Source organism: uncultured Microbacterium sp. (genome assembly GCF_947488465.1).
Lineage (GTDB): Bacteria > Actinomycetota > Actinomycetes > Actinomycetales > Microbacteriaceae > Microbacterium.
This window is the reverse complement of sequence record NZ_CANKZA010000006.1, coordinates 65946-78031: the sequence shown is the minus strand read 5'-3', so window position 1 is coordinate 78031 and position 12086 is coordinate 65946. Positions and strand designations below refer to the sequence as shown.

The following is a 12086-nucleotide window of genomic DNA, read 5'->3' as shown; positions in this document are numbered from 1 at the left end:
GATGTCGGATGCCGGGGCCACAGTGGCTGCACCATCACACGTGAGGAGTGCGCCATGCACGATGAGCAGACAGTGAATGCAGAACCGGCCGGAGGCTGGACGAGCGCGGAAGCCGCGGACGGGCAGACGGAGCAGAACAGTGCCGACGCGGCTCAGCGCGTGCAGGAAGAGTCGCCGGACGTCGAGATCAGCGACCGTGAGGAGATCGATCCCGTGAGCGCCGCATCCGGAGCCGCGGCCGACCCCGACCTCCTTACGGACGACCAGGCCGCGCGCTGACGAAATCGAGAATCTCTCGCGCCGCCGGTTCGGCATCGCGGATGAGCGTCTCGTGTCCGTGGCCGAGTACTTCTGCGTCCCGTGCGTGGGGGATGGCCCCGGCAACCTCGGCACACCACGAAGCGGGAGAGACTCGGTCGCGCTCGCCACGGATGACGAGCGTGGGCGCCGTGATGCGCGGATAGGACAGTTCGGGGCGGTGCACGAGCATCGCGTGCATCTTGCGGCGGAGATTCGGGCCGGCGCGGAGATATTCGCGTGCTCCGACGAGCAAGACTTTGGGGCTCTCTCCCACGAGGTCCAGGACCAGGCGGCCGAGTTGGCTGAGCACATGCCGGTGCCGCCGATCGACCGTGGGTGCCACCAACACCAGAGAGTCGACCGCATCCGGATGCCGGACCGCCACTTCGGTGACGACCTGCGTCCCCATGGAGTGCCCCAGCAGGACCACCGGTCCACGGCCCAGGTGACGCAGGTACGCCGCCACGAGATCGGCCGTGCGCTCCATCGAGAGCGTCCGCGGGGGCTCGGGGGCCGTGCCGTACCCGGGTTGATCGATCGCGATGACGACGCCGTGGTCGTGCAGTCGCAGCACCAGATCGCCGAAGACCTTGCGCCCCATGCCGATGCCGTGGACGAGCACGAACGTCGTGCGCGACGCCTCGTCTCCGCGTCGCTCGGCGATCACCGTGGCGCCGGCGTACGAGAACTCCTCGACCTCGCCCTCGTCTTTCGGCAAGCCGGTGATCTCGTCGATGACCCGATCAGCCGCTTCGACAATTTCTGCGATGGCATCGTCTGCGGCGGAGGGGTCGTTCGGCATGGATCCGAGAGTAGGCCCTGGCCCGAGTCCGACGCTGAGCATACGGTGAAGGGCATGTGCCGGAACATCCACATGCATCCTCTGTTCATGCCCGCCGAGCAAGCCGCCTCCTACACACCGCGCATCGCCTCGTGACGGCGCCGGAAACCGCCAGCATCCCGCTCAGCGGCGGTCAGCGCTGGCGCGCGTTCTGGGTCTGCGTGTCGGTTGCCGCGCTGACGATCCTCGACCTGTCGAAGGTCAACGTCGCCTTGCCGTCCATCGAGAAGGCGTTGGGCGCCCAGTCGACCGAGCTGCAGCTCGTCGTCTCGGGTTACGTCCTGTGCTTCGGCCTCGCGCTCGTGCCGTTCGGTCGGCTGGGCGACCAGCGGTCCCGCAAGGCGCTCTTCGTCGTCGGGTTGAGCCTGTTCACCCTCACGAGCGTCGTGTGCGCACTGGCGCCGACTGTCGAAGTGTTGCTCATCGCTCGGCTCATCCAGGGTGTGGCCGCCGGCATCCAGATGCCGCAGGTGATCGGGACGATCCAGCAACTGTTCGTGGGCGCCGAACGCGGCCGTGCGTTCGGGCTGTTCGGCGCGACGATCGGCATCGCGACGGCGTTCGGGCCGACGCTCGGTGGCCTGATGATCGCGCTCGGCGGCCCCGCCGACGGGTGGCGCTTCATCTTCTGGATGAATGTGCCCCTCTGCCTTCTGGTGCTCGTCGGTGTCCTCACGCTCCTTCCACGCACGCGCACACGTGCGCCCGGAAAGCTCCAGCTCGACCCGGTCGGGGTGGTCTTGTTCGGGATCATGGTGATCGCCCTGATGTTCCCGTTCCTGTTCACGACGGGGTCGCCCGACGATGACCCGCGCCGCTGGTGGACGCTGACGCTCTTCGCCGTGTTCGCGGCCGTGTTCGTGTGGTGGGAACGCCGGTACGCGGATGCCGGCAAGAGCCCGCTCATCCCGTTCGCGCTGTTCGGGATCTCGTCCTATCGCAACGGCACCCTCATCGTCTCGGCGTATTTCACCGCCATCCCGGCGATGTTCCTGTTGACGACACTGTTCCTTCAGCTGGGGGTCGGGCTCGAACCCGTCTATGCCGGCATGGTGTCGATCGGATTCGCGGTCGTGAGCGCGGCGTCGGCGTGGGTCGGCGGAAACCTCGTGGGCCGGCTCGGCCGTCCCCTCGTGGTGTGGGGGCTGGGCATCGTGCTCTTCTCCACGGCAGCGCTGACGGTTGTCGCCTACGCGCTCCCGGTGGAGATCGTCGCCTATGCGATGGCGGCGGTCATGGCGGTGGCCGGTCTCGGCGCCGGGCTCGTCGTCGCCCCCAACCAGACGCTGACGCTCGCCGACATCCCGACCCGCGAAGGCGGGCTCGCCGGTTCGGTGGGTCAGCTCGGTCAACGCATCGGGACGGCCGTCGGAACGGCGGTCGCACTGTCGCTGTTCTACGCCGCGATCTATCGCGACGATGCCGAGGTCCACGCGATCGACGTGTACCACCACGCGTACGCGTACGGGATGGTGGCCGTCGGCGTCTTCCTGGGACTGGCTTTCCTCCTCGGGGTCGTCGACCTGGGCGCCCGGCGTCGGGCGCGCTCCGCGAACGCCGAGGACGACCTCTCGCCCGAAATCTGACCCGTATCGAGGGTGGATGCCGCCACCCGCCGCGGGGTTGCGACCGGATGTCGGAGGCTCCTCTTAGCGTGGAGGACATGCGAATCCTGCACACCTCTGACTGGCACATCGGGCGGACCTTCCACGGTCATTCCACCCTCGATGCGTTGCGTGGAGTGCTCGAGACGCTCACCGCGCAGGTGCGGGAGCACCGGGTCGATGTGGTGATCGTGGCGGGCGACGTGTTCGACTCGGCGACCCCCGCGGCGACGTGCTACACCCTCCTCTCCGACACCCTGCTCGCGCTCGCCGACACCGGCGCTCAGGTCATCGTCACGAGCGGTAACCACGATTCCGCGGCTCGCCTCGGGTTCCAGGCCGGGCTGCTGCGAAGCGGCATCCGGGTGCTCACCGATCCGGCGGCGATCGCGACGCCGGTCACCGTCGACGATGTGCACGGACCCGTGCACTTCTACGGCATCCCCTTCCTCGAGCCGGCTCTGCTGCGCCACCTCTGGCCGCGGGTCCGGTCCCAGCGCGACGTCCTCGTGCACGCGATGGACCTCGTCCGTGACGACCTCGCCGTCCGCGGCGGGCGATCAGTGGCGATCGCACACTGCTTCGCAGCGGGCGTCGAGGCGACCCCCCAGCTCGAGCGTGACATCCAGCAGGGCGGGCTCGACGTCGTGCCGATCAGCGCGTTCGACGGCGTCGACTATGCGGCCCTGGGGCACATTCACGGGCGTCAGGCGTTGGCCGAAAATGTCCGCTACGCGGGTGCTCCGCTGCACTACTCCTTCGGCGAGGGGGACAAGCCGCGTGGTTCGTGGCTCGTCGAGCTGGATGCCGAGGGACTGTCCCGTGTCGAGTGGCTGGCGCTTCCGGTGCCGCGGCGCCTCGTGACCCTGCGTGGTCCCCTGGAGGACCTTCTCACCGACGTGTCGTATCTCGCGGCGGAAGATGCCTGGGTATGCGCGGTGTACACCGACACACTTCCCGAGCGTGATCCGTTGCGCCGCCTGCAAGAGCGGTTCCCGCACTGTGCCATGGTGTCCCATGTTCCCCACACTGTCCGCTCCGACGACGGCCGCAGCTACGTCCAGCGTGTGCGTGCGGCGCGCAGCGATGCGGAGCTCGTCGACACGTTCCTGCGGCACGTTCGTGGGGGTGAGGGAGCGAGCGAGCGCGAAACCGCCATCCTCCGTGACGTCCTCGATGAACGGGTGCGTGTCGAGGTGCTCGCATGAGGGTGGGTGAGCGGTGAAGCTCCATCGGCTCGATCTGACCGGATTCGGCCCTTTTCGCGAAACGCAGACCGTCGACTTCGATGCATTCGACGCGGACGGCGTGTTCCTCATCACCGGGCGCACCGGCGCCGGCAAGTCCAGCATCCTCGACGGGGTCAGCTTCGCACTCTACGGCGCCGTGCCGCGCTATGAGGGGGGCGAACGGCGCCTGCGCAGCGATCATTGCTTCCTGGGTGATCCGACCGAAGTCCGCCTGGAGTTCACCGTTGGCCCGCGGCGATGGCGCGTCACCCGCGCGCCCGAATATGACCGCCCCGCAAAACGTGGGGGAGGGCTCACGACAGAGCCGACGCGCGCGCACCTCGAGGAGCATGTCGACGGAGCGTGGGTCGGCCGGGCGGCCAAACCCCGCGAGGTCGGGATTCTGCTCGATGAGGAAATCGGGCTGAACGCACAGCAGTTCCAGCAAGTGATCTTGCTCGCGCAGAACAAGTTCTCGCGGTTCTTGCTCGCGGCCAACGACGAACGTCAGGCGCTGCTGCGCACTCTGTTCGGCACCCGCCGCTTCGAGAAGTACACGAACGATCTGGAACAGCGTCGTCGCGATGCGCAGAAGGAGCAGGAGGCCGGCGACGCGCAGATTGCCACCCTCCTGACGCTCGTCGAGCGGTTGATCGACACGCACGATCTCGAGGGTGCCGGCAATCGACCGGACAGTGTGACCGACCGGCGCGCGGCGGCGGCGCGAGCGCTCCAACGGGCCGAATATCGACACGACACCGCCTGGAACAATCGCGGCACGGCCGAAGCCGCTGCGCGCAACGCGGCCGCAGCCCTCGCGGTGGCGACGGCCTACGACGCGGCGGTGACCGAGCTCGAGGGAGCGCGGGTGGTTCTCTCCCGACTGGAGGCCGAGTCGCCGCGGATCGATGCCGATCGCCGCCGCCTTGCGCGCGCGCAACACGCGGAGACGCTGCGCGCGACGGTGGATGCTGCCGACCGCGCGGCGGCCTCGCATACCGACGCGGTCGAGGCTTCTGCCCGTGCTCAGGCGGCCTGGCGGGCGGCCGGGGGCGCGGATGACCTCGACGCCGCGATCGAGAAGTTCACCGGAGACCTCGCACTCTGGGCGGCAGCTGCGGAGCGGGAGCGTCTGCTCATCGAGGCCGAGCAGACGGTCGCCGTCCACGCGGACGAACTTCGCGTCCTCAGCGAGGCCGTCGTCGCGCTCGATGACGATCTGGCGCATCTTCCCTCGCTGAGAGAGCAACTGGATGCCGATCTTGCGGTGCTGAGCGTCCGTGCGCAGCGCGCAGACGAGCTCCGCACACGCCGAGCTACGCTCTCGCCCATGATCGAAGCGACGGTACAGGCGGCTGAGCTCGCACGGAGCCTCCGCGCGGCCGAAGAAGACTACGCACGTGACAGTGCCGCCGCCGCCGCCGCGACAGAGGCGGTGACCTCGCTTCTGCAGCGGCGTCTGGCGGGCTACGCCGGCGAACTCGCACTGGCCCTCTCCGAGGGCGAGCCGTGCGCGGTCTGCGGCTCGGCCGTGCACCCGCATCCGGCGACACCGACGGACGATCCCGTCACGGCCGATGACCTCGCCGCTGCCGAGGTGAATCGAGACCACGCGGCCCAGCGCGCCGCAGGAGCGGGCGACCGCGCCCGATCTGCGCGCGACGCACACGCGGACGCCGCGGCACGGTCCGGCGGACGTCCGCTCGCCGACCTCGAGGAGGATGCCCGCACGTGCGACGAAGAGCTCCGCGAGGCCGAAGCTGCGGCGGTGCGTGTCGCGGGTCTCGTGGCTGAGCGGGGAGAACTCGATGTGCGGGTGGTCTCGGTGCAACGCGATCGTGCGGAGAAAGTGGCAGATCGAGACCGCATCGCTCTGGAACACGCCGCGAGCGTGCGCACCGTCACTGACCTCCGCGCAGAGATCTCGGCGGCGCGCGGCGAGTTCTCCAGCGTCGCCGCCCGCGTGGCCCACACGGCAGCGCGCCGCGACATTGCGCGCGCTGCAGCCGGGGCGCGCGATGCGCTCACGGAGCGTCTCCGCACCCTCACCGACGCCCTCGCCGATCGGGACGCCCGCATCGCCGCCTCAGACTTCGCCGATGAGAGCGAGGTGATGGGCGCGCTGCTCGATCCGCAGGAGCGGACGCGCCTCGACGAGCGCATCACCGCGCACACCGGAGAGCTGGCGGCCATCCGATCCCGGCTCCTCACGTTGGAGCTGGATGTCCTGGAGGCGCCGCCCACAGACCTCGCCACGGCGCGACAGGCGGCGACCGATGCCGACACCGCACGGGCGGCGGCGATCGCGGCGGAGCGCGACGCGCACAACGCCATGGTGCGTCTGAGGGACCTGCTCCTCGATGTCGAGGCGGCTGCCGGGAGCACCGCGACACTCGCCGAGGAAGCGGCTGTCGTCAGCCGCCTGGCCGACACCGTCGCCGGGCGAGCACCGAACACGATGAAGATGGAGCTCGAGACCTTCGTCCTGGCTGCCGAGCTCGAAGAGATCGTCGCGGCGGCGAATCTTCGGCTCACCGAGATGTCCGCGGGGCGCTACACCCTCCACCACTCCGACGCGCGCGCGGCGCGGGGTCGCGCCTCGGGCCTCGCGATCGAGGTGCTCGATGCGTACACCGGACGCCTGCGGTCGCCGCAATCTCTCTCCGGCGGCGAGACGTTCCTGGCATCCCTGGCGCTCGCCCTGGGCCTTGCCGAGGTGGTCACCTCGCGTGCGGGTGGCATTCGGCTCGACACGCTGTTCGTCGACGAAGGCTTCGGGTCGCTCGATCCCGAGACCCTCGAGCTCGCGATGCGCACGCTCGACGAACTCCGTGCCGGTGGGCGCACAGTCGGTGTCATCAGCCACGTCGAGGCGATGAAAGAACAGCTCCCGGCTCAGGTCACCGTGGAGGCTGCAGGCCAGGGGCCGAGCACGATCCGGCAGAACGCGAACATCTCACGCTGACGCCGGGTCTCCGGCTCGTCACTGCAGGTGGTTCTGCGCCGACTCCAACACCGACTGGTAGAGCTGGCGCAAGATATCCGCGGGTACGACATCGCCGGACTGCGCCACGGTCGCATCCACGATGGCGTCGATGCCGCCCTCGCCCGCGATCAGGAGGGTCTGGCCCATGAGGACCAGCTGGTCATCGGGGAACACGCTCTCCACGATCTCCGGCGTGATCGTGGGATCGACCGATGCCATCAGGTCGTTCACCTTGGGGCGCACGTCGGCCAGGAAGGCGGCCGTTGCGTCGGCGTCCGGCGCGGCTGGAGTCGCCTCGTCCGTCGGGCTCACGACCGCACTGTCATCGCTCGGTTCGGCGCTCGGCGCGGCCGAGACCTCGGGAGCGGGTGCAGACGAATTGCCCGATGCGGTGAGCCCGAACAGGACGAGCGAGATGACCAAGGCGAACGATGCGATCACCCCGCCGACGATCGACAGGATGAGGGCGGTGACGCTGATGCCCTTTCCGCCGTTGCGCTTGCCGATGAGTCCGATCAGCGAAAAGACGAAGGCTGCCAGCAGAAGAAGACCCGCCAGAAGCGCGAAACCGAAGCCGACCCACAGAATCGGGATCAATCCGACGAGCGCCGCGATGATTCCCGCGATGGCCAGCGCCAGGGCCGTCCAGGCGATGCCCTTGGTCCGGGCATCAGGCGCGGTCGGTGTGGCCCCGTACTCGGGAGGCGTGATCGGCGGAGTGGTCGACATCGGATCCTCAGTTCTGCGCGTGAGCACGGTGTGTCGCGACCTCGTGGACGGGGCGACGCGTGTTCCGAGGATACCCGGGTCGTCTGCCGTCGCTTCGATCAGCGCGTCGTCGACAGGCGCTGCACCTCGGCGAACAGATCCGCGCTGCACGCGGCGACGGCATCGCGCCAATCGGTGATCGCGTCGCCCTGGGCGTCATCCGAGACGGCTTTGAGCACCCGGATCGGGACGCCGAACTGCTGCGCGACCCAGATGTAGGCGTACGTTTCCATGTCCACCAGCAGAGCGTCGAGCGCGCGGATGCGGGCCACGGCGTCGGCATCGTCGACGAAGTGATCACCGGTCGCGATGGTCACACCGCCCGCGCGGCCGGTCGCCACCTGCGTCGGGAGAGACACGTGCTGACCCGCGATGCCGTCGATGTCGGTCACATCGTGCTGGATCGCGGCCGTCACCTCGAACACACCGCGCGTGCCGCGAGCGATCGAGCCCGCGGTACCGACGACGAGGATCTCGTCATAGGTGACAGCATCCAGTCGCCTCGTCAGCGCGTAGGCGGCCTGCAACTTGCCGGGACCGGTCACGAGGCGGTCGTAACCGTCGAGCTCCGTGGGGAAGGCGACGAGTTCGGACGCGAGGGCGGCCACGAGGAGTTTCACTCCCTCATTGTCTCAGGGTCACCGGAGATCCCGGACGTTTTCCCCGGCACGCACGACTCCCGTTGCGGGCAGACGTGGGCCAGGATGGGGGAGATCCACGCATCCGAAGGAGCGATATGGCACTGCAGACGATTCTCTTGGACACGCCCGCCGGAGTCGACGCGAGGCTGGGGTGGGACCCGGGAACGACCGTGCACGATCGGCGCCGCATCATCGCCAAGGAGCTGATCGCCGCCAAGCTCGGATGCGAGCCGAAAGACGTCAAGATCGAGCGGGAAGCACCCCGCGGGTTCGGCTATCACACACGGCTGATCGCCTCGCGTGACGGCCAGGAGTTGCCGATCGCGATCGTGACGGCCAGTTACCGCGCCGCGACGGTTGTGGCGATCTGCGACCCGGGTCTCCCGCTCGGCATCGATATCCGCGACATGCACCCGGAAGCGGCCGACGTCCGCCAGATGCAAAAGCACTCCCACTTGCTCGACGAGAGCAACATCCCCGACCTGCTCCAGCACTGGGTGTGCGTTCAAGCGGTTCTCGAAGCGGACGGGCGTGGCGTGCGGGTCGCGCCAGAGCGCGTCCGGCTCGACACCGGTCGACACAAGGGCTGGGTGCCGGACCGCAAGATGAAGTACTCCCTCACGGATGCTTCGCGCGAAGGCTGGGTCATCACGATCGCCTCGGGCACTCTGCCGACCGACTGAGGGGGATCACAAGAGCCGGTAGCCGGCCCCCCGCACCGTCTCGATGCGTTCGGAGCCGAGCTTCTGTCGCAGGTAACCGACGTACACGTCGGCGACATTCGAGCCCGGGTCGAAGTCATACCCCCACACGCGGCTGAGCAACTGCTCCCGGCTGAGTACCTGGCCGGCGTGCCGGACGAACTCCTCGGCGAGCGCGAATTCGCGCGCCGACGACGCGTCGCCGGTGTGGAATCTCGCCGACCGCGCGCGGGAACGCTGGAGCGCACGCGCGCGCTCATCTCGATGCACCTTTTCGGGCATGCGCTCGGGGCGGCCATGGCCGGGGCCACCGAGCGGGCCGGTGCGCTGCTCGAGGCTGCCGCGACGGCCGGGTACGAACCTAAGAGGCCTCTCACTCCCTCCTTCGAGGGGCCTTAGCGACGTTCGGGAGAGTAGATGTCAGGCGGTCGTCGGATCGCTCCCCCCGCTACACGAACTGGAGAACACCATGAACAAGAAGTGGATCGCCTACGGCGTCACCGGACTCGTCGGTGTCGGCCTGGTCGCCGGCGGCGCCGCGGCAGCCGCCGCAACCATGGACCTGCGCACGGCCGACGGAACGGTCGTGCCGGGCGGCGCGCTCACCGGCAAGAACGGCGCTCAGCTGGATCGCCCCTTGCAGATGGTGGTGAACGGCTCATCTGCCACCGTCGTCACGGCACCGTCAACGACGCATCTGTCGACTCCGTCGCCGGCGACAGTGGTCTCGGCCCCGAGCCCTGTCTCGCCGGTCACGCCCGCGTCTCCGGTCTCGGTTCCGTCTCCCGTGACGCCGGTCTCGGTTCCGTCGCCGGCGACCCCGGTCTCGGTCCCGTCACCCGCGAGCCCGGTGAGTGCCGCGTCGGCCGGTTCGGTCGCCTCGGCGGCATCGAACTAATCCCCCCCCAGCACAATGCCCCGGAGTCAGATCCGGGGCATTGTCACGCCCGCGGCGGCAGAACGGCGTCCAATTCGGCCAGCCAGATGGCAGCGTTGCCATCGCTCGGTGCACGCCAGTCGCCACGCGGCGACAGCGAACCCGCCGGCAGTACCTTCGGCCCGTTCGGGATCGCCGTGCGCTTGAACTGTGCGAAGCCGAAGAACCGCTGCAGGAACACCCGCAGCCAGCGCACGATCGCCTCGCGATCGTAGGCGTAGCGGTCCGCGGTCGGGAACCCGGGCGGCCACGCACCGGCATCCTGATCCGCCCACGCCTGCTCGGCGAGGAACACGATCTTCGACGGTCGCAGGCCGTAGCGCAACACGTGGAACAAGGCGAAGTCGTGCAACGCGTACGGACCGATGGTGTCCTCGGTCGACTGCACCTTTCCGTCCTGACCGGCCGGGACCAGTTCCGGACTGATCTCCGTGTCGAGGACCGACTGGAGCACCTCTTTCGCCGCGGGAGTGAGCGTGTCGTCGTCGGAGTGCGAGATCACCCACCGGATGAGGTGCTGGATGAGCGTCTTCGGCACGCCTGCATTGACCGCGTAGTGGCTCATCTGATCGCCGACGCCGTACGTCGCCCACCCGAGGGCGAGCTCGGAGAGGTCGGAGGTGCCGACGACGAAACCGCCGTTCTGGTTCGCCAAACGGAACAGGAAGTCGGTGCGCGCGCCGGCCTGCACGTTCTCGAACGTCACGTCGTAGACCGGCTCGCCGTCGGCGTAGGGATGCTTGATGCCCTTCAGGAGCTCACCGGCCATCGGCCGGATGTCGATCGTCTCGATCGTCGCGCCGATCGCCTCGGCCAGCGCGATCGCGTTCGAGCGCGTGTGGTCGCTCGTCGCGAAGCCGGGCATCGTGTAGGCCAGGATGTCGCTGCGCGGCCGGCCCATCCGGTCCATCGCCCGCGCGACGACGAGCAAGGCGTGGGTGGAATCCAGGCCGCCGCTGACCCCGATGACGGGCTTCGGCTGCCCGATCGCGCGCATCCGCTGCTCGAGGCCGGACACCTGGATGTTGAACGCTTCGTAGCAATCCAGATCGAGGCGCGCGGCATCGTCCGGAACGAACGGGAAGCGGTCGAGAGGGCGGAGCAGTCCCGTGGTGGATGCTGCCGGATCGACGGTGAAGGGGATCGTCTGGTGCATCACCCACGACCCCACGCGGTTGTCGTCGAAGGTGCCCTGGCGCAGGCGGTCTTGGCGCAGCCGGTCGAGATCGACATCGGCGTACGCGGTGCGCGGGCCGTCCGGGAATCGCTCGGTCTCGGCGAGGAGCGTGCCGCCCTCGTAGATCATCGTCTGCCCGTCCCAGGAGACGTCGTTGGTGGATTCGCCCTGCCCGGCGGCGGCATAGGCATACGCGGCGAGGCACCGCAGTGACTGCGACTGGACAAGGATGCGCCGATCTTCCGCGCGCGCGATCGTGATGGGGCTCCCCGAGAGGTTGAGCAACACGGTCGCCCCGCCCAGCGCCGCAGTCGACGAGGGCGGCACCGGCACCCAGACGTCTTCGCACACCTCGGCGTGGACGACGAGCCCCGGAATATCGGTTGCCGCGAAGAGAAGGCCGGTCCCCACGGGGACCTCGGCGCCGGCGAGCTCGACCGCCTCCGGTGCGTCGGCGCCGGAGGCGTACCACCGGCGTTCGTAGAACTCGCGATACGTGGGCAGGTAGCTCTTCGGCGCGATGCCGAGGACGGCCCCACGGTGGATCACGACGGCGCAGTTGTACAGGCGAGAGCCGATGCGCAGGGGAGCGCCGACGACGAGCAGCGGCCGAAGATCGGCGGAGGCCGCGGCGATCTCCGAGATCGCGCCCACCGCTGCGTCGAGCACCGCGTCCTGCAGGACCAGGTCATCGATCGCGTATCCGGTGAGGCAGAGCTCGGGGAACACCGCGACCGCCGCACCGTTGTCGTGCGCCTCCCGCGCCGCAGAGAGCACCGCGGCGGCGTTCGTGGCCGGGTCAGCGATGGCGACGGGGATCGTGCACGCGGCAACGCGTGCGAATCCGTGACGGTAGGGGTTCTCGAACGGCAGGCTCTCGCTCACCGCACCAGTCTGTCAGG

10 protein-coding genes and 1 pseudogene are annotated in these 12086 nt (G+C 68.9%); 6 read left to right on the top strand and 5 right to left on the bottom strand.

What is annotated here, in order from left to right:
• Positions 1-54: 54 nt before the first annotated feature.
• Complete coding sequence (locus Q0653_RS12885) at positions 55-279, top strand: hypothetical protein (protein WP_298944974.1); 225 nt, start codon at positions 55-57, stop codon at positions 277-279.
• On the opposite strand, the gene Q0653_RS12880 is transcribed toward Q0653_RS12885, so the two are convergent.
• On the bottom strand, positions 254-1102 hold the full coding sequence (locus tag Q0653_RS12880; protein ID WP_298944972.1) for an alpha/beta hydrolase: 849 nt from the start codon (positions 1100-1102) through the stop codon (positions 254-256). The genes Q0653_RS12885 and Q0653_RS12880 overlap by 26 nt on opposite strands.
• Before the next feature lie 131 nt (positions 1103-1233).
• On the opposite strand from Q0653_RS12880, the gene Q0653_RS12875 reads away from it, so the two are divergent.
• From Q0653_RS12875 to Q0653_RS12865, 3 genes are all read left to right on the top strand, one after another.
• Positions 1234-2727, top strand: a complete 1494-nt coding sequence (locus tag Q0653_RS12875; RefSeq protein ID WP_298944971.1) for an MFS transporter — start codon at positions 1234-1236, stop codon at positions 2725-2727.
• A gap of 77 nt (positions 2728-2804) precedes the next feature.
• Positions 2805-3953: an exonuclease SbcCD subunit D gene (locus tag Q0653_RS12870; RefSeq protein WP_298944969.1), complete on the top strand. Its 1149-nt coding sequence runs from the start codon at positions 2805-2807 to the stop codon at positions 3951-3953.
• A gap of 13 nt (positions 3954-3966) precedes the next feature.
• Positions 3967-6939: an SMC family ATPase gene (locus Q0653_RS12865; protein WP_298944967.1), complete on the top strand. Its 2973-nt coding sequence runs from the start codon at positions 3967-3969 to the stop codon at positions 6937-6939.
• A gap of 18 nt (positions 6940-6957) precedes the next feature.
• Here Q0653_RS12865 and Q0653_RS12860 read toward each other — a convergent pair whose 3' ends face one another.
• On the bottom strand, positions 6958-7689 hold the full coding sequence (locus tag Q0653_RS12860; protein ID WP_298944965.1) for a hypothetical protein: 732 nt from the start codon (positions 7687-7689) through the stop codon (positions 6958-6960).
• 98 nt (positions 7690-7787) lie between these two features.
• Positions 7788-8348 carry a nucleoside phosphorylase gene (locus Q0653_RS12855; RefSeq protein ID WP_298742217.1) on the bottom strand — a complete coding sequence of 187 codons (561 nt, stop codon included), beginning with the start codon at positions 8346-8348 and terminating at the stop codon, positions 7788-7790.
• Between the two features lie 116 nt (positions 8349-8464).
• Here Q0653_RS12855 and Q0653_RS12850 point away from each other — a divergent pair, with 116 nt between their 5' ends.
• Positions 8465-9052: a hypothetical protein gene (locus Q0653_RS12850; RefSeq protein ID WP_298742218.1), complete on the top strand. Its 588-nt coding sequence runs from the start codon at positions 8465-8467 to the stop codon at positions 9050-9052.
• Positions 9053-9058: 6 nt separating this feature from the next.
• Here the strand turns inward: Q0653_RS12850 and Q0653_RS12845 are convergent.
• Positions 9059-9262 (bottom strand): annotated as a pseudogene (locus tag Q0653_RS12845) (winged helix-turn-helix domain-containing protein); the annotation flags it as partial.
• Positions 9263-9539: 277 nt separating this feature from the next.
• Here Q0653_RS12845 and Q0653_RS12840 point away from each other — a divergent pair.
• Positions 9540-9968, top strand: coding sequence for a hypothetical protein (locus tag Q0653_RS12840; RefSeq protein ID WP_298944962.1), 429 nt, complete (start codon positions 9540-9542; stop codon positions 9966-9968).
• A gap of 43 nt (positions 9969-10011) precedes the next feature.
• Here the strand turns inward: Q0653_RS12840 and Q0653_RS12835 are convergent, their stop codons facing one another.
• The gene (locus Q0653_RS12835) at positions 10012-12069 is read right to left on the bottom strand and encodes an NAD(+) synthase (protein ID WP_298944961.1); all 2058 of its coding nucleotides are present in this window, start codon (positions 12067-12069) and stop codon (positions 10012-10014) included.
• Between the last annotated feature and the right edge of the window lie 17 nt (positions 12070-12086).